Genomic DNA, 23,950 nt, shown 5'->3' on the forward strand with positions numbered 1-23,950 from the left:
GGAACAACAGACCTACTAAGGCTGGTAGTCTCTATTATTGGGCAAGGCGTCGGCGGATTCGCCTGGCTTGGTCTTCAGTATTCAAATTTACCCGTCAGATCGAAAGGCCGGCACGGCGGATGAGCGCTGTTGATGCTCAGGTCTGTACCTTTCGGGAAGTACTGCCGCAACAAAGCGTTGGTGTTCTCGTTAGTGCCACGCTGCCAATGGCTTTGCGGGTCGCAGAAGCAGACTTGGATACCCATCCGGCGCTCTTCATGTCAGACGGGAAAAAATCACAGAGTTGGAGCCCGTTTGACCTGCCACTGAATTTTCATCCAGCAGCAGTTAGAGTCTCGGCGGTTTGTGTAGCGAGACCGAACTTTGGACCACCCAGAACTAGAGTTTTGCGCTCTTATCACGTTGGCGGGCTGGTGGCGCCGGCGTGATTTTGCAGCAAAATCGGCGGCCGATTGCCGATCGCTCCATGGGGCCGCTCCTCGTTGTAGTATCTGCGCCAAGTCTCCACCTTTTCCCGGGCGTCCGCAAGCGACAGGAACCAATGGGCGTTGAGGCATTCGACCCGGAAGCGGCCATTGAACGCTTCGATAAAGGCATTGTCGGTCGGTTTGCCCGGGCGTGAGAAGTCCAGCGTGACGCCGCGCTGGTAGGCCCAGAGGTCGACGTCGCGCGACACGAACTCGCTGCCTTGGTCGAGGCGGATCGTCGCCGGGAAGCCCACTTCGTTGCAAACCCTTTCCAGCACCTCCACAACATCGGTGCCGCGGAAAGTGAGTCGCGGCTCCAGGGCGGGCGAGAAGCGGGAGAAGATATCGATAATCGTGAGCACCCGGAGCTTGCCACCATTTGCCAGCTGGTCATGAACAAAGTCCATCGCCCAGGTCTCGTTGGCGCGCGTCGCTGGCCTGCGGTCATCGCGCAGCTTGGCCTTGACCCTCCGCTTCGGCGATTTATTGCGCAATTGCAGGCCCAATTCGCGATAGATGCGACGGGTCTTGTTCTGCCCATGACGCCATCCCTCGCGGCGGAGCAGGACGTGGACGCGGCGATAGCCGTAGCGTACGCGAACATGGCAGATCTCCTTGATCCGAGCTTCGAGGGCGGCCTGGCCGGAACGACGAGATTTGTAGTGGTAGGTCGAGCGATCGAACTCGAGGGTCTCACAAGCCTTGCGGATCGAGACTTGCCACTCACCACAAACCTCATCGACGAGCTTGCGCTTCCGACCAGGCTTTATAGCTTTCGGCGGATCACGTCCTGCAACATCTCCTTGTCGAGCGACAGATCGGCTACCAGCTTCTTTAGCTTGGCGTTCTCGTCCTCGAGCTGCTTCAGCCGGCGCATCTCGGTCGGCAGCAGACCGTCATACTTCTTCTTCCAATTGAAGTAGGTCGCCTGGCTGATCCCGGCCTTGCGGCAGATCTCCGCAACCGGGACCCCGTCGTTGCCCTGCTTGAGAATGAACACCTTTTGGGCGTCCGAAAACTTCGAGGCCTTCATCGTCGTCGCTCCTCCCAGTCGAGGGATTTACGCAGCGCCAACTCTAGCCAAAAATGGTCCAGTTTGCCGGCCTCAGATCACATCGTTCCCTCGCCACCGCGAATGAAATCGCCGTCGAGAACAGCTGAAAGACACAGGCGAAGGCGATCGTCGACGGCCTATTCAAGGCGATCGCCATCGCAGCTTCGAAGAAGCTGACCTTCACGCCAGCCAAAGCAATCGAGAACGTTCTCAACGGATGAGCGGAGCCGTTACAAGTGCCGTAAATCGCTAGACGATGGAGCCTACGCCCCTCATCCATCGTCAGTGGCTCGTCGCATTGGCGGATGAGGCCGGCCAGCTCGGCTTCGAGCACCTTGCGCCCCGCGGGCGTGGACGGCGATTTCCGCCGTCCCGCGCGCAATTCCTCGATGGTGTCAACGATCATGAGGAGCTCTCCCACCGCCGCGACCAGATCAGCACCAGGCCTTCCTCGCCCTCCAGCCCGATCAGGGGGCGTAAAACGGAGCGGGAAAACTCGGATCGTCCAGCTTGACCGTAAGCGCTTAGCCATGAACCTATTGAAGCTGACTTGACGTTTTGCGGAAGCGCCACGGCATCAGGTCGCCGATTCTGCTATGGGGATGGCCATCGATGATCGCCTCGAGTGTTTCGGCGATGTAGGCGGCCGGATTGACTTGGTTGAGCTTGCAGGTAGCGACTGTCGACGCCAGCATGGCCCAGTTTTCTGCCCCGATTTCATGGGCCGCGAAGAGGGCATTTTTTCTGGTTAGGCAGACTGGCGGATGGCGTTCTCGACCGGGTTGGTGTCGAGCTCGAGACGCCCGTCTTCGAGGAAGCGGGTCAGCCCCTGCCAATGATTGAGCGCATAGCGGATATCCTCGGCGAGGGTCGAACCGCTGGAGATCATCGACAGCTGTTTCTCGAACCACGACTTTAACGCGGCTACCATTGGCAGCGAGTGCTCCTTGCGCGCGGCCAACCGGATGTCCGGCGATGAGCCGCGCACCATGGCTTCGAAGGCGTAAAGCTGCGCGATGTGCCGAACAGCGGCCTCGGCGATCGGTGACTTGCTGTTGCGCACCAATTTGACGAAGCGCCGGCGCAAATGGCTCCAGCAATGCACGAGCGTCCATGGCCCTTGCGGTCGAACGACCTCGGTCAACCGGTCATAGCCGTCATAGGCATCGCATTGCAGGTAGCGTCCGCCAAAACCGTCGAGGAACTGCTCAGCAAAGGCACTGCTGCGACCGGGGGCGTATCGGAACAGCACGATCGGTGGACTTGGGCCGCTGTGGCCACGGTCGTCTGACGCGATCGCCCAGAAGTAGCCTTTCTTCGTTTGACCTCGCCCCGGATCAAGCACCGGCCGTGGTCTCATCCATGAACAACCGATCCGCCATAGCCAGGTGGTGGCGCATGTGGTCCGCGATGGGCTGAAGATGGAAGCAGGCGCGGCCAGACCAGTTGCCCAGCGTCGCCCGATCGAGCCGGATCCCCTGGCGCGCATAGATCTCGGCCTGACGGTAAAATGGCGTATGGTCGCCAAATTTGGAGACGATCACGTGCGCGATGGCCGCTTCGGTCGGCAGCCCGCCGGGTACGACGTGCTCCGGTGCGTGCGCGTGCACGACGGGGCCCGAGCAGCGGCGACAGATGTATTTCGAGCGGCGCGTGACCAGCACCCGCCATTGCGCCGGGATCACGTCAAGGCGCTGGCTGACGTCCTCGCCGATCTTCGTCATGGCGCCGCAACCGCACGGGCAGAGCGTGCTTGCAGGCTCGATGATCCGTTCCACGCGCGGCAAATGGGCAGGCAAGCAGCCGCGATTGCGATGAGAAGCTTGATCCGTCACGCTCCGCGATCGGCCCTTGATCACAACCTCGGCTCTCTCCTGCGCCGCGTCCAGGATGCCTTGCGCGATCTCCACGTCTTCCAGCGGTAAGTGATACTGATCTGGCCGCAGCTTCTCGGACTTCGCGCCGAACCTGTCGGCCGCAATTCGGCGAGGATGACCTCCAGGCGGCGTCGGGCTTCTTCCGACGCCGCCAGCGCCCCCTGATGCTCCCTGCGTTTGCGCCAAAAGCGCTTTCAGTTGTTCATTTTCGTCGCGCAGCGCCGCGATGCTCATGCGCTATTTCGAGCACATCGCCGCCGCGTGTGCCACGATCAAAATAGCTGCCGAGTCATGCTGCCGCAGTTATCCCGCCGCCTGCGGGCGCCGTGCTTCTTCCGGGCGGACGAATCTCCAATCCAGCCCTTCGAACAAGGCAGCAAACATCGCGGGCGAACTGCGCATCACGTCCGCGATCGTTGGCCAAACGAACTTGCAACCTTCGAGGCGCTTGTGCACCAATACCAGGCCCGTTCGATCCCAGACCAAAACCTTGATCCGGTCCGCTCGTTTCGATCGGAACACGAAGGCTGCGCCGCTGAACGGATCGAGACGGAGCATCTCCTGCACCTTTGCCGCAAGCCCGTCATGGCCACAGCGGAAGTCGATCGGCCGCGTTGCAATGTAAATCTTCAGATCAGCACCGGCCGCGATCATCGTGACGCTCGCACCGCACGGATCACCCGGGAGAGCTGCTCACCATCAATGGCCGTATCCGTCCGCAGCACGACATCTCCGATCGCGATCTCGAGCGTGACCGTCGGAGCGTGACGCTCCTCCAGCGCATGTTCCACGACCAGCGGCGCGAATGTCGGCTGCGGCGCGTCGCACGGCGGCAACATGCCTCGCTGTCGAAAACGCCGTCGCCAATTGTAGATCTGCCATCGCGTCGCTCCGTGCTTGCGCGCAACCTCGGACACCTGGGCACCGGGCAACAGACTCTCGGCGACGATCCGAGCTCTCTCTGCTTCCGAGCGCACGCGCCGCCCCGACGGTCCTTCCAGAACTTCCAACCGGCTCACCGACCTTGGGCCGTCTAAATGGACGTCCTTTTTGCTGTCCAATCCCATCTCAAACCTCCGTCCAACCCCGGAGGCTTCTTCGCACAGCTATTACGATCCCGAAGCAAGGGCTCCGGCTAAGCGCTTACGGATGATCTTCGCCTGATCACCGTCTGCGGCGAGGACCTGAACGACGCCACGCTCACCGGGGGTCGAGATAGGGTCTATAATCGACGAACGCTGACAGCCAGGCTGCCATCAGGGCCGGGACGCGTAGCTTGAGCGTGCGGCCAGCGATCAAGTCTGTGGCCTGCTTCTTCAATTGAAGCGAGTGCGGAGAGCATCGAGTTATCGATACTCACTTGCCTTGTGATTGCAGGCGCTCGAAATCCGTGCTCCATCTTCGTACGTGCGCGACTGTGATTATCACGCTGGCTCACGATGTACCGGCCCCACTGCGCCCCCTGCCTTTGGCCACTCACCAAAAGCACAATCAATCCAAATAGATGCGGCGCGCAGCTGCTCTGCACAACCACCCGTTCCGGCGCGTGGCGATCGAGCAGGAGGGGCGACCAATGGGCATTGTCACCTAGACCGTCGTCATTCAATGACAGAAACAACAAAAGCTGGCTGTGTCGTTGCCATTCTGGTCGCGGACCCCGGTTGCGAGCACCAGCGGCCCTCTATCGAGCAGCGGGCTGATCTCATTCGCCTCGAGATCCCTGAAATGCGCCTCGCCGTCCTCCGCGAAAATCATGGTTATGGACTTGCCAGCCTTCGCCTCGATCTCTTTATCGGAGTCGACGAACGTCAGCCCCAGCTGCTTTGCGAGTGCACGTCCCACACCGGATTTCCCGGCCCCCATCATGCCAACGAGCACGATCGGGCGGTTGTCGAGGGCGCCAACAATCTCTGTTGCGTGCCGACCGCGCTGCACATGTGGGCCGGGCCACGTTCGACACACGAGCAGGGCTGGCGCCAACGCTGTTGACGACTTCGGCTTCCCAATGGGGGATCTCTGTGGCCCCCTCGGGGATGACAACCTTGTTGCACGCCCGTCGCACGCGCTCCAGGAGTTGCTCGGCTATAGACTGATCCGAGGGCTCTTCGCTCCCTCGCTGCAACCGTCTGAGCTTCTGCAGCTCCTTGTGGGTCGCATGATTGTCGAGCTTGGCCTTGTAGCTGTCTGCGGTGTGAAACTCGAGCTCAAAATGGTACCCGCCAGTCGTGGCGAGCACTGTCCTAATGCCAGCGAAGGTCCGCGATCGCGTCCTGAACCAGTTAGTCGTGCTGACCTCGCTATAGCCGCTCTCCTCAAACGCTAGAATGGCTTTCTTGAAGGCACGTGTAAAATCCCTGTCAGAGAATTCGAAGACGTGTCGTACAGCGTTATTGAAAAGCTGGATGCCGGTCTCAGAGCTGGCCTGGATTCCGGTGAGCTCGTCTGTCATTGAGCTTGGCGATCTAAGACGCTTAGCCAAATGGGGCATCTTCGCGTCGATGCCGGCCCCCTTAAGTAATTCGGCAACCGACATTGCCGTCCGGGTGATGTCCTTCTCTTCGGCTTGAGCGCGAGAAGCCTCCATTTGGGCGCGCTGTGCCGCTTCCTCGCGAGTCAACTTGATTGTGGTGGCCACATCTTCGGCAGCAAGCGTTAGAGCCGAGGGTTCGCGCAGAATTCCCCGCTCGGCAGCAAGCTTAATCGAGGCTTGCATGACCGACGCCGCCAGCGTCGGATTGCCTTTAGATCCTCCAAGGCCGCATCGACATCGAAACGACCTTGGTTGAGGGTAGCCGCCAAGCTCTTGATGTATGGCGCCGATTTCAACCCGGCTGTCTGTTGCAGCAGGCGCTGAAGCTGCCTGCTCTTGATCATAAAGGCGTAAGCGCCAGAGAGCAGCTCGATCTTCTACACAACTTCAAGAATCGAATGAGCGCATATCCTGAGGTTACGCAGTGCTACTACGTAACGGGTTCGGCTGATTTCATTCTGGTCGTCAACGCCGGCTCTATGGAGGAATATGGAGCATTTACCGAGCGAGCATTCTTTCCCGACAAGAACGTCAAATCATTCAGTACATATGTGTCGATGCAGACGATCAAGTTCACCACCCGCATCAACCTTGACGTATCCTGACTAGCGGGCTTTGCTTATGCCTGTTGATTTCCGCTCCAAAGCGATAGGTCGGTGGGACCTTCCGTGGCAAAGAGCAGAACCTTGGCGGACTGATCGAGGCCAAGTTTTTTACGGTCCTTCTCTTCGGTCGCCCTCAAGAGGCCTGCTAATCCAGCCGCTCCGGACTCTCCGACGTGAAGAGCCTGATCGCCTGAAACACCTTCATGAAGCAAACGTACCGCGCCCACGGCTTCTTCTTCGGTCACCGTGATGTAGCCGCTGGTCAGCTCGTGGAGGATCGGCCAAACCAACAACGATGGGCTTTGGCATTCAAGCATCGACATGTGTGTCGCAGGTCCAGATGGGAGCCGCACGGGCATCTTGGCTCGGGCGCTTTCGTAAAGGCATGCCGACCGTTCTGGTTCCACGATCCAAAGATGGGTATCGCTCCCGAATAGCCCTCGTGCCGCGCCATGGGCGAACACGCTTGCTGCAAGGCCTCCCACACCAGCCTGAACCAGAACATGCGTAAACGGCTTCGAATGTCCTGCCGTTGCCGCAATGATTTCGTCGATTAAAATCGCATAGCCCTGGACCACAAACGTGCAAGCAGTGTCGTCCTCGCCAGGGCCAACCGTATCCGGAACAGCGATCCAACCATCCTGGAAGGCAGCCTTGGCTGCAGCTTCGACGGAGTCGTTATAGTCTCCAGCCACGCGCACGATTGCAGCGCCGAGCCGCGAGATATGAGCAGCCCGCTCGTCGCTCACACCTTCGTGGAGATATACGACGGCCCGGGCCCCTATGAGCCTCGCTCCGGCCGACGCCGAACGGCCATGGTTACCGTCCGAAGCACACGAAAATGTGAGCTCTGAAAGAATAGATCGCACGCCAGGCTCCGCCAATTCGGCAGGCAGAACCGAGCGTCCCGTCCGTCTTTCAACGTGCTTCATTGCGAGCTTCAGCACCGCATAGGCGCCGCCGAGCCCCTTGAAACTGCCTATACCAAGCCGCTGCGTCTCATCCTTGATCCAGATTTCGCCGAGACCCAGCTTGGCGGCGGTATGCGGCAGGGAAATCAAGCTGGTGGGTGCATAATGCGGGCAGACCCGAAGGAGGCGGAGAGGCTCATCTCCTGCGTTGCGGTCGCACCACCAAGGAGCCTTTATCAATCCGGGTGAGCGATTGCGCAACAGAAAGGGCCGATGCTTGGCAAGCGTCTCCGACGAAGTTTCCGCGGACTTTGAAGTGGGCAGCAAGGTGATCCTCCAGGCCAGGCAATTACGATCTTCTCGAACCACTTTGCCAGTCCTTGAGGCCGTTTGGCGCAATCTATGAAGCGGCAAATGAAGGATTTTGGCATTGTGAGCCTTAAAATGGCGGGTTTGGGCCATTCTGTCAGTTATGTTTCGAGAGATTTTGCCGGTCGAGGGACCGGTGGTGTCTGCGCATCTATCCATCTACCTTCGTCGCGAAGAAGGAACTTCAGGTGCATAATGTTCGGAAGCAAACTGCAAGCTCGATCAGGATCTTTCTGATTCCGACGTCGCTCGCTTGCGAGCGGATACGCCGGGCGTTGCACACCGAATCCACCTTAATAACGCCGGCGCTGCGTTGATGCCGAGCCCCGTCGTCGATGGTATGGTCGCATACCTTCAGCGCGAAGCCACAATCGGCGGATACGAAGCGACTGCCGAAAGCACGCGGCAGTTGGAGGGCGTATACGATAGCATTGCTCGACTAGGCTGTGTGGACTCTTGGGATTCTCAAATCAGATGGAACATGATTCAAGGCTTTCTTTTAGGAGAAAGCCTTGGGTGTCCTGGATCGGCTCGTTCTGAGCGACATGCAATGGGACCGTATCTCCGGCCTGATCATCGGTCGGCCGGATCAGCGCGGTTCGACCGGCCGGGACAACCGGATGTTTGTCGAGGGCGTGTTGTGGATCGTGCGAACCGGTTCGCCATGGCGTGATCTGCCCGAAGCGTTCGGCGAATGGAACAGCGTCTTCCGACGCTTCAACCCATGGAGCGCCAAGGGGGTCTGGCTGCGCATGTTCGAAGCGCTCGCAGATGATCCAGACTTTGAATATCCGATCGTTGACTCCACCATCGTCCGCGCCCACCAGCACGCCAGCGGCGCAAAAGGGGGGCTCAAAATCAGGCCATCGGGCGTTCGCGCGGCGGCCTGACGACCAAATCCATATGGCTGTCCGCGGCTGGGTTGTCCGGTCCGCTTCTTTCTCACCGCAGGTCAAGCCGGTGATGCACCTCAGGCCCAGCCGCTCATCGAGGCGCTCGCAGCCGAGGTCGTGATGGGCGATGCGGCCTACGATTCCGATGCGTTGCGATCCGCGATCGCCGCAAAGGGCGCCGAAGCCGTTATTCCGAACAACCCCTCACGAGCAATCAAATATCCGCTCAACAAACCCCTCTATGCCGAGCGTCATCTGATCGAATGCTGCTTCTCGAAACTGAAGCGGTTCAGGCGCGTCGCTACGCGTTACGAAAAGACCGCGCGAAACTACATGCGCTCCAGGCCTCCGGGTCCAGAACGTGATTTGCCTCGTCGGAATAACCTCGACCCGAGCGCCCGTACGGCGAGCGACCTGCAAAATCGCAATAATTTGTCGCAAACTCTGCGGAGCTAGTGAGAATTCGGTCGCCAGGGCCAAGGCGGAGCGAATAGAACGCGCGCTGCCACGCCAAAGTGGCATTCTCGGCCAGCGCGATTTCTTCGCGCTTTGAGCCGACTAGGCTGTGTGGACATTTACCTTAGCCAGAGCAGAGTTGCGGCGATAGCGACGATGGCGAAGTAGGATAAGCGCGTAAGGCTGATCGCCATCACGTGGATACCGACCAACGGCGGCTTGGTGAACCCAGCTGAAGCCGTGGGACGCATCGCACGCGCTCATAGCGTTCGCTACCTGCTGGATGCGTGCCAGGCCGTTGGCCAGATCCCCGTCGACCGAGGCGATTTCCTGAAGGACATCGAATCCGCCATGATAGACCTGTTCGGCGCACCTTGGGTTGGACCTGAGCGCTACGAACTTAGGCCCGACGCACGACGATTCGAGGCTTGGGAAGCGAACTACGTGCGCGGCTTGGGCTTCGTATCGCCGCGGACTACGCGCTTTCGATTGGCATAGACAGGATCGAACAACGTTGCCGCCACCTTGCGAACGAATTGCGAGCAGCACTTGCCACCGTCCCTGGGGTGTTGCTTTACGATCTTGGAGAACGTCCGGCTTCAATCGTGTCGTTTACAGTTCGGGGCACAGTCGCCCGCGAGGTCAAGTGCAATCTTGCAGGGCAGAACATTAATGTATCCGTCTCGCCACCAACAAGTACACCGTTAGATGCATCGAGCAGAGGTCTGCCGGACATCGTTCGCGCATCCCCGCATTACTACAATACGATTGATGAGGTTCACAATCTCGCGTCAGCGGTGAAGGGAATTGCCGCGTCATCATAGGCTGCGGGCGGCGCCGATTGATCAAACACGTCCAGTTTGCGATTTCGGCCTAGCGTGTGGCTTATCTAGAGGTCGCCTTTCGGATCACGACTCTGCATCCTCAATTTCGGTCGGCGTAGGGGCCAAAGAAGCTAGACGCGCTAGCATCACTTCTGAGCTCGCGGTACTAACGGTAGAACGCCCTATTTGCTGTGACTATTTCGGTCACGACATCAAAGACCGCCGCCATCTTTGGGACGTGCCGTAACTCCTCGTGGATGGTAAGCCAAAACTCTCGATTGGTCCTTGCCTCGGAGGCCGGTACGCGCCGGAGCGTGGGTTCAAAGTCCGCCAGGAGGTGGGAAATGTTCCGCAAAGCCTCGCCTGACCGCCTCCAACTGGACAAGTGGACTGGTGCTGCGGAAAACGACGCGTCTCTCGCCGATAGTGTCCTGCAGCCATTTCACTGCGGAGATTTACTGCAAAGGCGTTGGCCGGCGCAACCATATCGGCGAGCCATTTCCGGAAGAGCTCTTCATGCGCCTTCATCAAGGCTCACGCGCGCCTCCGTCACCAGATTGCAAACAGGGATTGGAACAATCAAGCCATGCCGATGTGGAATCCAGCACAGCCAAATAGCACTAGGCGTACGGAGATGCGGCCAGGCGTGTTTTAGGCTGGCCTTCCGCCGAGTGCGGGTCGACCTCGACGGCTTGCCGCTCGAACAGACTGCGATAGATGCCGCCGGGTTGCACGATCAGTGCCGAATGCGCGCCCTGCTCGACGATCTTGCCGCGATCGAACACCAGGATGCGGTCGAGGCAGCGCACCGTCGAAAGGCGGTGCGCGATTACGATCGAGGTGCGGTCCTTCATCAGCCGCTCCATCGCCTCTTGGACCAGCGCTTCCGATTCCGAATCCAGGCTCGACGTAGCCTCGTCCAGGATCAACACTGGTGCATCGGCAAGGAACGCGCGCGCCAACGCTATACGTTGCCGCTCACCACCCGACAGATTTACGCCCCGCTCACCCACAAGTGTGCGGTAGCCCTTCGGCGATCGTATGATGAAGTCATGTGCATTGGCGAGCCTCGCCGCCTGCATGATCGCCGCCAGGCCGGCGCCGGGTCGGCCATAGGCGATGTTTTCTGCCAGTGAGCGGTGAAACAGGATCGGCTCCTGCTCCACGATCGAGATCTGGCTGCGTAGTGACTGCTGCATGGCTTTCGCAACGTCCTGGCCGTCGATCAGGATACGGCCGCCGGAGAGGTCGTAGAGCCGCTGAAGCAGCTTGACGAACGTGGTCTTGCCGGAGCCGGAGCGGCCGACCAGACCAATCCGCTCGCCGGCGCGAATGTTGATCGACAGTCCGTCGTAGAGCGGCACGCGAGCGCCGCGATACAGGAAGGTGACGTCCTCGAACGTGATCCTCCCACAGTGAATGTCGATTGGTTTGGCGTCGGGGGCATCGACGATGCCGATCGGCTCGCAATACGATGGTAACCAGTTCCTCCATGTCGTTCACCGAGCGCTGCAGATTGTTGATGTGCATCCCAACATCACGCAAATAGGCGTGAATAATGTAATAGCTTGTCAACACATAGGTGATCTCGCCTGGAGAGGTCCGCCCGCCCAGCCACAGCAGGATGGCGCCGCCGATCACCGAAGCACGGAAGCACAAGAGCATCACGAGCTGCACCGCGCCCGCGTTGTTGGACCGCAGCCAGGTGCGCTGCACCCGCGCCCGCCAGCGTCTGACGATACTATCAAGCCGCGCATCCTCACGTGCTTCAGCACCAAAGGACTTCACCACATTATTGCAGGTGAGTGCGTCCGCTAGCGTGCCGCTGACTTTGCTGTCCCAGGCGTTGGAGACGCGCGCCGCCGGTGCGATGTAGCCGATCGTGAATGCCGTCGTCATGGCGACGTAGAAGACTGCGCCGAGGCCGACCACGGCGCCGAGCTCGGGCCAATACAGGCCGAGCAGGATCGTCGAGCCGACGAGCACCGCGAGTGACGGCAACAATGCCATCAGGATCGTATGATTAAACAGATCGATCGCCCACATGCCGCGGGTGATCTTACGCACGGTCGAGCCGGCGAACGAGTTACCGTGCCAGTCCGTTAAGAAGCGCTGCACTCGCATGAAGCCCCCCCGGGCCACATCTGACATGGTCTGCAGCGTGAGCGGCACGATTGCCCGCAAGCCCGTAAGTCGCAATATAATCGAGAGCAGACCAAGTGTGAGGGTACCGGCGAACGCAATCAGTGCCGCATGCCGCGCCCCTTGGTCGGAAGGGACTGAGGCCAATGCATCCACTAGATGGCCGGAATAGACCGGCATGAACAGGTCGGCGACCGTTGACCCTAAGAAGCCGGCGAGGACAATAGTTGCGCGGACTGGCTGCTTCAGCCACTGCTCCAACGCAAACGGGAGAACCAAGCCGATTGTGGCCGGTCGTTTGTCGTCTTGACTTGTCATGGCGCTAGGAGTTGGTGGCACGCGCGGTGTGCAAGCCGGGCGATCCAAACCCGATGCGCACAATGCTTGGCGCGCCGTTCGAGCAATGCGATAAATGCCCGCAATGTCGGGGCTGCGGCCGAACTCTTCCCATTTCCCTCACTCTTGGCGTAAGCGCTGAGCTAAAGCGCCACGTGCTTTGCGAGCTTCTCCGGCTGAGAGCATGAATCTGAAACATCGGCCAACCTTGCGCGATCCGAGCTTGTGTGAGCCAGATAGGCGGGATCGGCGCCACTCTCTTCTTCATCTTTTCTCTTCCGGCGCATGCACTTTGGTGGTCGGCGAACTTCGGGTTGCGGGGTCGCGCATAGAGATCCATGGCAAGCCTTCTGCGCCGTGTAGTTTGCCAGTGTTTGGACCAATACCAACATAACTTGCTGGGATAGGTGCGGGGCCCCCAGCGACCTCAGCGTTACCTCGATCAACTCGATCGCGCGATCCTTGTTGCCGCTCTCATAATAGTACCGGGGGCGACCGCCGGATAGGACAGGAACTTAGGGGCCTCCTCGCGTGGCGGACGATCCACTGCCAGAATGTGCTCGGATTACTCATGGCCCATTGCGAAGCGCTCGACCTGCGGCAAATGAGAGTTGTCATTCGCCGGATCGAAAAGTTGGCGCATCGCCATGGCCATCCACAGCCCGGACTTTTTGTTGATCGCATCACGAACAAATTGGCGCATCACGGGCAGGCCGGCCTGCACGTCGTTCATTTTGTGGAGCAACAGATCCGCATGCAGCGCGCGGAAGTTCACTTCATCCGGCAGAACAGCGACGGCTTCTTCGACCACCGAAAGCGCCTCGGCCCAATCCCGTGCCTCCATCGCCGGCGTCAGTTTAGCGAAGATCGACATTGTGCGTTTGCCCTTAGCGATCCGCTCGGCATCGGCGGCTTTCGCTTCATCGCTGGTCCGCCAGCGGCCGTTCAGAATCTTCGGCAAAACGTCATCGAGTTGCATCGGGGAATCGATAAAGGCGACGTGGCCATCACGGTCGACCACGAACGAGGTGGGAATTTCGACAGAAAAGCTGGAATCCATCCAAAGCTTGTCCATTTTGCCTGTGTAGTTGAACCCAATCCGATAGTTGAGATTCGGCAACCTTTCGGTCAACCATGCGTCCAACTTGCGTCGGGCCTCTTGCGCTGTTTGAGCGCGTTCACGAGCTGCTATTCCGATAACCTCAACTCCGCTATCTCTGTATTTCTCGTGCAGCTGCACCAGGCGGGACAACGCCGCCGCACATGGCGCGCACCAAGTTGCCCAAAATTCGACAATGTACACTTTCCCCTGCTGGAAATTCGTGACGGGCTGACCGCCCAGCCAGTTCTCCACCTTGATCGAGGGAGCAGGAGATTCTAAGCCGGGCGCCATGTTACTCTCCAAAGTGATTGTCGGAGGCTGCGCGATGTTTTGCGTGAGCTGACTTCCGTCGGGACCGAGAGGGGTGACGCCTTTGTGTAGATGCGCTTCCGACCGAGATGCGCGGCGAATGTCGGTGTCCCCGGGCTAAGCGCGATCACACAAAAAGCCACAAGCAATAAGCGCTTCCTCTCACAAACGGGCCACATCGTTTCAAGGAAGGTGAGCATGGCTGGTCTCGCGTTTGGTGCGCTGAGCGCATTCAGTCCTGCTGCATCTTAGTAGCAACGTCTGTGCCAGCATCGTCGCGAGCAGTGCCTGACTGCGCATGAATAGCTCAACGGCACGATCGCCACGTATCTGCCTGCCTGCGACAAACCGGTTGAGCCGCAACGCTTGGCTACTCTGAATGACGTCTCAAAGGTGAAGAGAGTGCTCCAGCTGCGTAATCCAGTCAACCTCACTCGAGGTGACGTTATCCGATCATCGCCGAGCCTCGCACGGTGGTCCGGGCGCGGTCACTCGCACGGCTCTGCATCGACCAATCCAACCAAAGCGCGGCCGCTCAACCAATGGCACCGGCAGGCGAGCGATCGCCTTGCCGAAAACAGACCCTTCCCTGTGGCTTGGGGCACGTGCAGATCGGTCAGAATACAAGGCGCATGTCTGAAATCCGCCTCCGACTGTCTACGGAAGCCAGCTGCGTTAAAAAAGCGAGATTGCCCCTTCTGTAGTGCTGGCCCAAATCCTGCACCGGCTCTAGGCGCCAGAAAGTTTGGTGCCGGCAACAAGATGGGAGTCGAGTTGAGCCTCGATCGGTCAATCAACAATCCGGATGTCGCACGGGAGGTCGTTTATCTGTACCACGCTCGGAGAACGGAAGATTTTCCTGCTAGCCACGGCCTCGTCCGCATCAGTCTTGGCACCGGAAAACTGCTTTCAGAGGAGGGGCGGCCTATCTTCACTTGCACGCCCCCCTTCTGCGGCGGGCGATGTCGGTTGGATTCGGAGACAGACAACGATGTCCACGTAAATCTAGGCACTTGTCGGACAGTGCCGCGCGGAACCGCCAGAGCGCGGAACGAGCTTGCTGGCGCACCGCTACACCTATTGAACCACAATGCGGCATTTCGCCATAAACACCGGATCATACGTTCAGGCGCGTCATCTGATAGCTGGATGAGGCGGCTTCATCTCAATTTGCCTGTCCTGACCTTCCAGCTGCAAGACCTCTCCCGAGTTCAAGGCGGCCTGGGTAGCAATCCTCGACATGGCGCGATCGGCAACCTAGCCGCGCCCAACCCTTTCCTAACACCGCCATCGCCTGCCGCGTCAACGTTGGCGGCTGCCTGCTCACCCTGAAGCGAGGCGCCAATAGATGATCGATGAACTGGATCTGCGAACCTTCACGTTACACCCTCAACGCGCCGCTGTGCTTGGCGAAGTGCACACGCGCCCCTTCACTCGCCTTGTTTCGCCCTTCAGCGTGATCCACTTCGCTTTTGTTGCACAGGGCGAGGCAGCCACAAGCGACCGCTGTCGTTTTATCGACTTTTGCCTCGAGCGCAATCTTACGCCGCCTGAGCAATCGGCGAAACTTCACCAAATTGTAATCGGGCCCGTTACGCTACGCTGGGAGCAGCATTCGGAGTTTACAACATTCACCTGGATCTGGACTGACGAAGATTGTTCTGCCGCGGACCGATTTGACAAAGTTGATGACACTGTGCGATCGCTGATCCGCGCGTTACGTCAGACCGGACAGTTGCTGGTCGCGATCAGGCTAGAAGTGGAGCGGGAAGGATCGCCCACCAAGCGGGCCGAACAGATTTTTGACAAGAACAGCCTGGCCATGGTTGCCACAAAGAGCGGCGCAGCCGTTGCCGCTTCAGACTTCCGCGTAGACGAAAAAGGCTTCACGAAAATCCTCGTCTGCGATCTCGGGTTGACGTCGCACGATCTCGGAGCGCTAGTGCAACGGCTCCTGGAGATCGAGACCTACCGCCCATTGGCGCTTCTTGGCCTGTCGGCGGCCCTGGAGCTTGCACCATCTATTGATCGCATCGACCGCCGTCTTGTTGAGGCGCTCGAGAAAATGCAAAGTGGTGAGGGGCTCCAGTTCAACAACCATCTGCTTGCCGAGCTGACGGCATTGGCCGCATCCTTCGAAAGAGGCGCGACCGGCAGCCTGTTTCGGTTCGGCGCCAGCAGGGCCTATAACGAGCTGGTCCAATCTCGACTATCCATCATTGAAGGCAACGATGTCTCGCGCTATCCAACCTGGTCATCGTTTTTGGCACGCCGCATGGCGCCCGCGATGCGAACCTGCGCAACTGTGGAGGATCGTCAGGCGACCCTGTCGGTCAAGCTCGCGCGTGCCGCCGATCTGTTGCGAACCCGGGTCGACGTCGAAATCGAACGACAGCATCGTGACCTGTTGCAGGCTATCAACGAGCGCGCGAGACAGCAGCTTCGGCTTCAGTGCACGGTCGAAGGATTGTCAGTCGGGGCGATCGGATATTATGTGGTCAGCCTGTTTAGCTATCTTGCCAAAGGCGCGCATGATGTCGGACTGCAAGTAGAGCCCTCGTTCCTGACCGCAGCCTTCGTGCCGATCGCAGTCGGCGTGATCTGGCTGATGAGTTACAATGTCCGAAAGCGACACCTCAAGCACGACGATGCGCGCTCGGTTACTTGCGAGTAAAAGCTCCTTGAGGAAATCGGTGGGTTCGTCCTGCCAAGCTCGCGTCGTCGGGGGCGACGCTGCCGCAAGATTGCTGCCGCCGACTGCGCAAGGTAATGCCCCGCCAGGACCGGCCGGGCAAGGTGCACTGTGGATCGGGTCAGTCGCCGTTGCGTCTCCGACGGGACCAAATCGAGCTGAAGCCCTCACCTTTGCTGGTGTGCTGGCGCTTTGGTGCGCAACTATTTCTCGTAATTGTAAACGCTGAGCATTGGATTTGCCGTCACAAAGGTCGGGCTGTGGAGAGATCTCGGTAGCTCAGATTGTCGGATTTGAGACGACCGCCGGCAAGTTGACGCGGCCAACTGTTAGAAAACCTGCAAAGCACATCCAATTCAGTGTGGCACATGCATTGCTCTAGTCGGTGCATCGTCACCAATCGCAGTGCGTGATGTTTGGAGCGGATTTGGCAAGCTTTCCGCGACTCAATTCTCGCCGCGACGCTTCACCATTTGCGACAATTTAAGAAGCCGGTGTGGACCGGGAAAGTGCAAGGCCTCTGATGAAATCGAGAGTTCTTCTGTTGGGTGTCACGACGATTGCGGCCATGGAAAGCGGAGCGGCCAACGCACGCGTTGAGCCAGGACCGACGCTGCCGCTTACCGTATGGAATTGGTCGGGTGGCTATATCGGCGGACACGTCGGCGGTGGGTACGGGCAAACCTCCTTCAGCAATCCCTACGGTCCCTCGATCTATGGCGGCATCGTGGAAGCCCGGCATTTCTCGCGGGTGGCCAGATCGGCTACAATTGGCAGAGCAGCAGCTGGGTGTTCGGCATTGAACTGAATGCCAGCGGCCTTATTTCCGAAGGCACAAATACCTGCCTCGCTCATTCGGGCTTGATTGTCAGCGCAAACTGCGTCGCAGGTCCCGACCTCTTCGCCAGCGGGACTGGCCGCATTGGCTACGCTTTTGGCGCATTCGGTCATACGCTGGCGTATCTCAAGGGACGCGTCTCCTGGCAAAACAACAGGGGCGATGTCGTCAACAACTTTGAAGGCGGCCAGCCACAAGAGAAAACCCATTTCGACTATGGTCGGGTCGGGAGCATCATCGGGCTGGGCGTCGAGCAAGCGATTACGCCTGCATGGTCGGTGAACGTCGAGTATGACTATCTGCACTTTGGCGGACCGGGCGTCGCGACGCCTTCGACAGTGCAATTTCCGCCGCGTGCGGTTCTGCCAGCGAACACAACCAGCCTGTCCAGCGACTATCACGTCGGAAGGATTGGCCTTAACTACCATTTCGACGCCGACCGAAGGGCTGCAGAGTGGTCTAGTGCGTCACTGCCAGGCAGCGCACGGCCCATCCCCTACGTGCCGGGCTGGTCATTCGAAGGCGGCTCGCGGCTCTGGCTCAGCCGGGGGAGATTCCAGTGGGATCACAGCGCAGCGGACCAAGACGAAGATCCCAGCTTTCTGATATCAAGGCTCACGTATCATGGACTGGACGGATTTTCCGGGGAGTTATTCGGCCGCATCGACGGCCCGTGGGGAGTTTTCCTGAAGAGCGATCTTGGTACCGGGCCTCTCAACAAAGGGAAGATGAGCAATGAAGATTGGATCCCCCACAAAGAGCGGCCCTACCAGAACGCCCTTGAAAGTCAGTCAAACGGAAGATTCACATATTACGCGGCCGACGTCGGCTAAGATTTCCTGCGCGCTACGAACTACAAAGTAGGTGGATTTATAGGCCGGACCTATTACAGCCAGAGCTCGGACAGGACCGGTTGTGTTGAGGTCGCTCATCCCTGGCGTCGATGTCTTGCCCCGGGTGACAACAGGATCGTTGGCACTGAGGATACGCAGTGGAATGCTCCTCGAATCGGCCTGAGCGCCGAAACCATGCTGGCCGAGCGCTGGCTCTTGAGCACTGATGTCGCTTACCTGCCCTGGACTGATTTCATCGGGCGAGACAATCACCTCCTGCGTGCCGAGACGACCTTCACGGAACAACGCGGCAATGGTGGCGGCGGCGTCCAGCTTGAAGGTGCGCTGTCCTACTTCGTCACCAGCAACTTTAGCATTGGCTTTGGTGCCCGCTATTGGGCTATGTGGACTAAAAGGGACGCTTGGTCCATGCACTGCGAACGGTTGCATCGAGCACTCGCCCGCATTTGCGAAGTACAGCATGGAGCGCTGGGGTACATTCTTTCAGGCTTCATACAAATTCGATTCAAAGACTTGATTTCGGCAGGCCCGAAACTATCAAACGCGACATCCAGGCGTGCTCGTAAGCATCGACCTCGGCACCATAACAACGGCGCCGAGGTCGTGGGTAACGATGGTGAAGCACCTCGAAATCGAGCAGAGCTGCTGCTTGGTACAATGTGCAAGCCCAGAAGGCTCTCGACTTCCTTGAGGACCAAAATTGTCGGGCCGACACGCTGGCACCCATCATCCGGCCTTCCTTGAGGATTTTCCAACCTCCTTCGATCGTTTCTATGGCAATACAAGTAAAGTGTCGGAGCTTCATTTTCGCTCTTGAACAAAAGTTTCAATCCGCGTCCCCAAGTTGACGAAACGCCGCAACGTTTCAGGTTGGCCTGGAAACGACAGCAGTGCGCGACACTCAAGAGGGTTGGCGCGTCTGTTTTTGTCCAAAAGCTGGGTAATTCTCGGATCTGATCATCCAAGAGCTTCTTGCCGTATCGGGATCTTCCTCGGACAAGGAATGCAGATTGAGTGCGTGCATTCTGGCGGCCGGTAATCCCGAGCTCGATTCATTTGTTCGAGGAGCTAGCGCGCAGCCTCGAATTCCCGCCGCGCTCGCTTGGCTGCCGCTTTTGTTCGAAGCTCGCCCTGCTCTGGCCAACGATTATCGGGATGATTGGCGAAACTGACACGCTCCTTGAAGTCCTCGATCAAGCTGCCCAGGTCTTCCAGCCCGTTCTCAGGGAGTGTGCACGACCAAGTTTGTTGTCGTCCAGGACGCGATGACTTCGCTCGCTTCTGAGAAAGTTCTTTGGATCTATTCAGCACTCCCGATCAGGGCTATTGAAATGGCTCGAGCCAGAACTCGGCGGTTCTCTGGGTGGTTCACCATTGTCTCGTGGTTGCCTGGAACTTGGTACAGCATGAATAGACCTAGCATTCACAACCCGGTCCCAACCCTTCATTGGCAACTCCCGGTCGGGTTGTCCGTCATGTGATAACCCACGACTTGTGAGAGGCTCACTTTCATAAAAAACTGGTGGATTTCAATCGGCAGCGACGGAATGCGATAAGACTGTAGCGACCGGTGAAATGTCGTGGCCCTTTGATACATCGAAAGTTCGTTGTGGATCTCGTAATCTGAAGGGAGCGCACCTAGTTGTTGCGCCTTTTCAAGCACCTCAAAGACGGAAGATTGGTCGGCGTCGCGTTCCAGTACCTGCCGATGTGCATCCCGCAAGACCCCGCAACGATCCAAGACAAATTCTCGCGCCAAATTATCGAGCAGCGCGTTTGAAGAAACCGCAGGTAGACTAACATCGATGAAGGCCATGAATGACACAGCTTCATCAAGACGCAGTAGCTGCTCGGCAATTGCATAAGCGAGGATTGCACCTGATGAGTATCCAGCAAGGCGGTATGGGTCATGTGGTTGGATCTCTTTCATCGCGACAATCATCTCCGCGGCCATCGTCTCAAGAGGCAGCGGCCAAACGTCGTTTATAGGCGGCCATGGCAGAGTGTAAACAAAGTTCGCCGACCGCGCCGAACGGCACCGGCGCGCCATCGCCATCCAGCAAGTACACCCGCGTGTTGGCGATGGGACGTCCGACGTGAGGCATCGTGAGGCCAAGTGTGTGCGGGTCCGGGTTCGAAGGCGACCGCGGGGCCCAGGACGGCGTCGCGGTCTCCAGGTCGACCACCGTCACTCCCGCTAGAGCCTCCGCACCTAATGCGGTTCGACCGGCAACATCACAAAGCAGCAGTTTCGGTTTTGCATCGTCGACAATCTGCCGCAGCCGTTCTGAGGGATAAGCCGGATCCAGCGGCAGATAGGCGCCTCCCGCCTTGAGGATAGCCAAGACACCAACCACCATCGGTAGGCTGCGTTCTAGGCAGATCGCCACTGGCTGGTCCGGCCTAACGCCGAGCTCGATCAGATGATGCGCCAGCTGGTTGGCCCGCGCATTGAGTTCGTCATAGCTCAGTCTCTCCTTCCCGTGGACCACCGTCACCGCTTCGGGGCCTTATACACCTGGGCCTCGAACAGCTCATGTATACATCGCTCGTGCGAAACAAGCGTTGCCGTGCCATTCAAATCCTCCAACGGATCTCGGCGTTCGTCGCCTGGGAGATGTCGATTCGGCCGACAGCCTGCCCGGCATCGTTCATCGCGCCGCGCAACAAAGTTTGCAAATGCTGCGTCATGCCGTCGATCACCTGCGGGGCTAATCGCGCGGCATCAAAATGCCAGCGGAAGCTCCCATCCGGAGCACGAACTTCAAACGTCAGCAAGTTGCCGCATACGGCTTGGCCAGCTTTGTGGCTCGTCGTCAGATCGTCAGCGACGGAACCGCTCTCTGACGTGACTGCAATGCCGATCGGCCAAGGCTGGCGCAACCGCAACGCCTCAACATCTCGCAATGTCGGGCAACGAGCGATTAGATCCCGGGCAAAGCTCGCATGCGCCCTCAGCTGAGCGACTTCGGCCGCTACGGCTTTGCGCACTTCTTCAAAACCATGATTAAGATCAATGCAAACATTCATCGGCACGACGGAGGCGATCAAAGCCTCAAGGAGCTTAGAGCCAGCCTGTAATCCATCCCATGCAGGTTTCCATCCCACTTGAGGTTCTTTTTCTCCCGTGAGGCGCGCGAGATAGATCAACCAAGCCGTTAGCAAATACTTCGAGCGATCTTGCGGACATAGTTTGGCCAAAGCGCTTAGGTTGGACCACGAACTCGACTGCCATTCGGGAGGCGGCGCAGCCGCGGACGATGACAGTAAAGGAAAATGCAATCGCTTGAACTGTCCAAGCCGCTTCCGCCAAAAATTCTCCAGAGGCGCCAGCAACTCATGTGCGGCGGTTATGCTCTGCACCTGCTCATCGCTCAAGATAAGAAAGCGACCACTTTGATCCACGTTGAAACGCTTGGCAAGAGCTTGCGCATCCAGCACGTATTTGAAAGCACCTCGACGCGCTCGCTCTAACACGTCCAATGGCAATGTGAATGGATTGGCGATTGAGAAGATCCAATCTACCGGCTCAGCCTTCATAAATGACGAGAGCTCTTCAATACTTTCCATACACGGAATGTTGGCATCAGCTGCCCACTGAGCAAAGGTGGAATCGGCACACAGCGCTGCACCAATGACGTGGTCCATTACCAATGCCAGCTGAGCGTCGCGGATTGCGGGCCTTCCGCTGCCGATAAACACGCTTGAGAAGGTTATTCGGCTTGCAGAAGGCCTATCCCGGTCGCTTGGTTCGTAGGCGTTCGCGGGCTCCAGAGGCGACTCGTGCTCCATCGTCATCCTTTCAGCAGTTCAGCTATCAGGCTGGCCTGTGCCATCGGCGCCCCCCTCCCCCCGCAATTTCGGTCACAGATCAACCTGGGCTGTGGCGAAACCTGGCTACCCAAGGCCAGAATCTCTCAATCTCCTCTCATCGAACGATTTCTCCTGCGTGTCGCAATTCAGAGGATTACGCATCTATCGTGCCAAAGTTGAAATCGACTGCAATCAATGCGATAGCAGGGTCGGTGCTATGTCACGTGTCCAACAGCGCCGCTCGATATCGTACAAATGGGGCGCTATAAGTCGGCATGCGCCTCCGGACTCTCGCTCGGTGTTCCGGACAAAAATGGACGTGGATTGGCAACGTGAGCCGTCAGCTCAGCTGAACCGCATTCGGCGAGCGCGTCTCCTAAGACCGCTCCGAAGGATTTAGTGTCAATCGGCTTGCAAGTGAGCCAGGAGAGAAGCAAGCCGTTGCTCGACAACATGCACGCCCGGCTGCTGCGCGATCGAGAACCTCTCTCGCGCTCCTCCGAGATCCTGAAGCCCACGAATTACATGCTCAGGTGCTGGGCCGGCTTTGCCCGCTTTCTTGACGATGGCAGGATCTGCCCCAGCAATAACGCCGGCGAAAGAACGTTGCACGGCATAGCCTTGGGAAGGCGCAACTGGACCTTGGGCGGCAGCCTGGGCGGTGCCGACCGCGCCGCCATGGGAATTGCTCCTCATATTACCTCAGAAGACAATCTTACCGAAGCGCCCCCAGCTGTTGCCCGAATTGGACGCCGCGGGTCCGAGCAAGCCGCTCGCGAAGCGCGCCCTCCAGAGCGCCGTAGCGAGCGAGCGGCTTGCGGTGATTCGGCGAAGCAACACGTCGGATTTAGACACCGAGGGAAGCTTGGACCGATAGTATGGTTTCGGTGCTGCTGATGAGCTGTCGGGCGGCCTTTGATCGCCAATTCTTCACCAACCGCTGCACCGTACGCCGCTGATGGCCACTGAACTTATCGGGCGCATGCGCCGCCAGCCGGCAGAGAAGATCGACCGCGGACAAGTGCGGAGCCGCGGCAAGCCATTCCTCGATCATGGGAATGTATGGGTCGAGCTTCGATGGCCGACGTGGCACAGGTTTGCGCCGCACATACTGGCGCCGATGAATACCCCGCTGCTCACCGTGTTTCCAACCATCGCCGAGCTCTCGGGCAAAGGTGGTCAAGTCGCTTTGCACCGGCGCGACCGTCATCGCTGGCTTTCCAGCCCGCTGATCAACACGCTTGCCCAGCTCATTTTGAGCGCCCCTCATCTGCGTTAGGAATGCCAGCGGATCAAGCGTGCGGTAAATCTCACGCAGCCGTGCCATGCGAATGGAAGCTCCGCAGGTCCGGCTCCGCCCCCCTCCCCGCGGCACTGCCGTGCCCCCCGTCCACTGACAGAGCTCGGACGGCAACGGCGCACAGCTCGTCTAGGATCCGTCACTTCTCGAGCCGCCCGCTCGCCTGATAACGCTCGGCCAGCGCTGATGTGATCTCGCGCCTTGCGCGCATGCTGATCTTCCCTGCCATAGCAGCCACCGAACTGATTCGGCAGCTCCGCCCAGGCACAAGGAAGTTGTCCGTTAACATTTTTAGCGAGGCGATGCGGACCTTTGCTATTAGCGGCAGTTCATATCAGATCGTCGTTTACTCGCGTCGCTCAATATGTGGAGCCTGCCGGGTCGTAGAGGTTGTGGCGCTCGGTTCCGTTGAGGGGCGGGTTAAAGATGCTAACGAGGACCGTGTCCTTGCCGCGTCCCCTGCGCAGAAAATGCTTGTCATGCTTGTCGAGCACATACATGTCGCCCTTGCGAATGGGATAGACATATCCGTCCATGTCCTCGACCTCGCCCTCTCCGGCCATTGAAGCGACCGACCA

The 23,950-nt window shown here is 58.7% G+C and carries 15 protein-coding genes and 10 pseudogenes; 7 read left to right on the forward strand and 18 right to left on the reverse strand.

The genetic code is table 11. The features are described 5' to 3' along the window. Positions 1-125: 125 nt before the first annotated feature. From P6U27_RS29630 to P6U27_RS29665, 8 genes and pseudogenes are all read right to left on the reverse strand, one after another. Positions 126-242, reverse strand: a pseudogene (locus tag P6U27_RS29630) (IS30 family transposase); the annotation flags it as partial. A gap of 155 nt (positions 243-397) precedes the next feature. After that, positions 398-1,500 (reverse strand): IS3 family transposase gene (locus tag P6U27_RS29635; protein ID WP_407121584.1). Its coding sequence is split into 2 segments (ribosomal slippage): positions 398-1,239 and positions 1,239-1,500, totalling 1,104 coding nucleotides; the frame shifts between segments, so codons are not numbered across the junction. Between the two features lie 43 nt (positions 1,501-1,543). Continuing rightward, positions 1,544-1,927 (reverse strand): hypothetical protein, encoded by a 384-nt coding sequence (locus P6U27_RS29640; protein ID WP_407121583.1) that lies wholly within the window; start codon positions 1,925-1,927, stop codon positions 1,544-1,546. Next, positions 1,924-2,042 (reverse strand): annotated as a pseudogene (locus P6U27_RS29645) (DUF736 family protein); the annotation flags it as partial. The gene P6U27_RS29640 and the pseudogene P6U27_RS29645, both read right to left, overlap by 4 nt. Before the next feature lie 15 nt (positions 2,043-2,057). Beyond that, positions 2,058-3,553: pseudogene (gene tnpC, locus P6U27_RS29650) on the reverse strand (IS66 family transposase). 148 nt (positions 3,554-3,701) lie between these two features. Further along, positions 3,702-4,052, reverse strand: a complete 351-nt coding sequence (gene tnpB, locus P6U27_RS29655; protein ID WP_407121582.1) for an IS66 family insertion sequence element accessory protein TnpB — start codon at positions 4,050-4,052, stop codon at positions 3,702-3,704. After that, positions 4,049-4,465, reverse strand: a complete 417-nt coding sequence (gene tnpA / locus P6U27_RS29660) for an IS66-like element accessory protein TnpA (RefSeq protein ID WP_407121581.1) — start codon at positions 4,463-4,465, stop codon at positions 4,049-4,051. Before tnpA ends, tnpB begins: the two co-directional genes overlap by 4 nt. A 535-nt stretch (positions 4,466-5,000) precedes the next feature. Next, positions 5,001-5,240, reverse strand: coding sequence for a shikimate kinase (locus tag P6U27_RS29665; protein ID WP_407121580.1), 240 nt, complete (start codon positions 5,238-5,240; stop codon positions 5,001-5,003). Between the two features lie 936 nt (positions 5,241-6,176). On the opposite strand from P6U27_RS29665, the gene P6U27_RS29670 reads away from it, so the two are divergent. Next, entirely contained in the window at positions 6,177-6,533 is a 357-nt protein-coding gene (locus tag P6U27_RS29670; RefSeq protein WP_407121579.1) for an Lrp/AsnC ligand binding domain-containing protein, read from the forward strand. A gap of 14 nt (positions 6,534-6,547) precedes the next feature. Here P6U27_RS29670 and P6U27_RS29675 read toward each other — a convergent pair whose 3' ends face one another. Then, the gene (locus P6U27_RS29675) at positions 6,548-7,771 is read right to left on the reverse strand and encodes a diaminopropionate ammonia-lyase (protein WP_407192990.1); all 1,224 of its coding nucleotides are present in this window, start codon (positions 7,769-7,771) and stop codon (positions 6,548-6,550) included. Between the two features lie 295 nt (positions 7,772-8,066). Between P6U27_RS29675 and P6U27_RS29680 the strand changes: the two are divergent. Together P6U27_RS29680 and P6U27_RS29685 are read left to right on the forward strand one after the other, a co-directional pair. Then, positions 8,067-8,249 (forward strand): annotated as a pseudogene (locus P6U27_RS29680) (aminotransferase); the annotation flags it as partial. Positions 8,250-8,325: 76 nt separating this feature from the next. Next, positions 8,326-9,042: pseudogene (locus P6U27_RS29685) on the forward strand (IS5 family transposase); the annotation flags it as partial. A gap of 7 nt (positions 9,043-9,049) precedes the next feature. On the opposite strand, the pseudogene P6U27_RS29690 reads toward P6U27_RS29685, so the two are convergent. After that, a pseudogene (locus P6U27_RS29690) lies at positions 9,050-9,256 on the reverse strand (aminotransferase class V-fold PLP-dependent enzyme); the annotation flags it as partial. 74 nt (positions 9,257-9,330) lie between these two features. Between P6U27_RS29690 and P6U27_RS29695 the strand changes: the two are divergent. Further along, positions 9,331-9,986, forward strand: a pseudogene (locus P6U27_RS29695) (aminotransferase class V-fold PLP-dependent enzyme); the annotation flags it as partial. 620 nt (positions 9,987-10,606) lie between these two features. Here P6U27_RS29695 and P6U27_RS29700 read toward each other — a convergent pair. Continuing rightward, a pseudogene (locus P6U27_RS29700) lies at positions 10,607-12,446 on the reverse strand (ABC transporter ATP-binding protein). Positions 12,447-13,029: 583 nt separating this feature from the next. After that, positions 13,030-13,857 (reverse strand): TlpA disulfide reductase family protein, encoded by an 828-nt coding sequence (locus P6U27_RS29705; protein WP_407192991.1) that lies wholly within the window; start codon positions 13,855-13,857, stop codon positions 13,030-13,032. A gap of 1,366 nt (positions 13,858-15,223) precedes the next feature. On the opposite strand from P6U27_RS29705, the gene P6U27_RS29710 reads away from it, so the two are divergent. Continuing rightward, positions 15,224-16,549 carry a DUF3422 family protein gene (locus tag P6U27_RS29710; RefSeq protein WP_407192992.1) on the forward strand — a complete coding sequence of 442 codons (1,326 nt, stop codon included), beginning with the start codon at positions 15,224-15,226 and terminating at the stop codon, positions 16,547-16,549. A gap of 807 nt (positions 16,550-17,356) precedes the next feature. Further along, complete coding sequence (locus P6U27_RS29715; RefSeq protein ID WP_407192993.1) at positions 17,357-18,238, forward strand: outer membrane protein; 882 nt, start codon at positions 17,357-17,359, stop codon at positions 18,236-18,238. On the opposite strand, the gene P6U27_RS29720 is transcribed toward P6U27_RS29715, so the two are convergent. From P6U27_RS29720 to P6U27_RS29735, 4 genes are all read right to left on the reverse strand, one after another. Continuing rightward, positions 18,197-18,688 carry a hypothetical protein gene (locus tag P6U27_RS29720; RefSeq protein ID WP_407121573.1) on the reverse strand — a complete coding sequence of 164 codons (492 nt, stop codon included), beginning with the start codon at positions 18,686-18,688 and terminating at the stop codon, positions 18,197-18,199. The genes P6U27_RS29715 and P6U27_RS29720 overlap by 42 nt on opposite strands. A 1,015-nt stretch (positions 18,689-19,703) precedes the next feature. Continuing rightward, positions 19,704-20,213 carry a thioesterase domain-containing protein gene (locus P6U27_RS29725; RefSeq protein WP_407192994.1) on the reverse strand — a complete coding sequence of 170 codons (510 nt, stop codon included), beginning with the start codon at positions 20,211-20,213 and terminating at the stop codon, positions 19,704-19,706. Between the two features lie 4 nt (positions 20,214-20,217). Continuing rightward, positions 20,218-20,757, reverse strand: coding sequence for an AMP-binding protein (locus tag P6U27_RS29730; RefSeq protein WP_407192995.1), 540 nt, complete (start codon positions 20,755-20,757; stop codon positions 20,218-20,220). A gap of 79 nt (positions 20,758-20,836) precedes the next feature. Next, on the reverse strand, positions 20,837-21,907 hold the full coding sequence (locus tag P6U27_RS29735) for a hypothetical protein (RefSeq protein WP_407121572.1): 1,071 nt from the start codon (positions 21,905-21,907) through the stop codon (positions 20,837-20,839). A 576-nt stretch (positions 21,908-22,483) separates the two neighbouring features. On the opposite strand from P6U27_RS29735, the pseudogene P6U27_RS29740 reads away from it, so the two are divergent. Next, positions 22,484-22,753: pseudogene (locus tag P6U27_RS29740) on the forward strand (transposase); the annotation flags it as partial. 166 nt (positions 22,754-22,919) lie between these two features. On the opposite strand, the gene P6U27_RS29745 reads toward P6U27_RS29740, so the two are convergent. Further along, a complete protein-coding gene (locus tag P6U27_RS29745; protein WP_407123217.1) occupies positions 22,920-23,399 on the reverse strand; it encodes a hypothetical protein in 480 nt (159 codons plus the stop codon). Between the two features lie 332 nt (positions 23,400-23,731). After that, positions 23,732-23,929, reverse strand: a pseudogene (locus tag P6U27_RS29750) (ectoine synthase); the annotation flags it as partial. Positions 23,930-23,950: the final 21 nt, after the last annotated feature.

The sequence above is a fragment of the Bradyrhizobium sp. STM 3566 genome (assembly GCF_045571445.1).
In the GTDB taxonomy this organism is placed as follows: domain Bacteria; phylum Pseudomonadota; class Alphaproteobacteria; order Rhizobiales; family Xanthobacteraceae; genus Bradyrhizobium; species Bradyrhizobium vignae.

Coding starts and splice junctions, on each gene's coding strand:
- P6U27_RS29640 (WP_407121583.1), bottom strand. CDS start 1,927: ATGATCGTTGACACCATCGAGGAATTGCGCGCGGGACGGCGGAAATCG.
- tnpB (WP_407121582.1), bottom strand. CDS start 4,052: ATGATCGCGGCCGGTGCTGATCTGAAGATTTACATTGCAACGCGGCCG.
- tnpA (WP_407121581.1), bottom strand. CDS start 4,465: ATGGGATTGGACAGCAAAAAGGACGTCCATTTAGACGGCCCAAGGTCG.
- P6U27_RS29705 (WP_407192991.1), bottom strand. CDS start 13,857: ATGGCGCCCGGCTTAGAATCTCCTGCTCCCTCGATCAAGGTGGAGAAC.
- P6U27_RS29710 (WP_407192992.1), top strand. CDS start 15,224: ATGATCGATGAACTGGATCTGCGAACCTTCACGTTACACCCTCAACGC.
- P6U27_RS29720 (WP_407121573.1), bottom strand. CDS start 18,688: ATGCAACCGTTCGCAGTGCATGGACCAAGCGTCCCTTTTAGTCCACAT.
- P6U27_RS29725 (WP_407192994.1), bottom strand. CDS start 20,213: ATGGCCGCGGAGATGATTGTCGCGATGAAAGAGATCCAACCACATGAC.
- P6U27_RS29735 (WP_407121572.1), bottom strand. CDS start 21,907: ATGGACCACGTCATTGGTGCAGCGCTGTGTGCCGATTCCACCTTTGCT.
- P6U27_RS29745 (WP_407123217.1), bottom strand. CDS start 23,399: ATGGCACGGCTGCGTGAGATTTACCGCACGCTTGATCCGCTGGCATTC.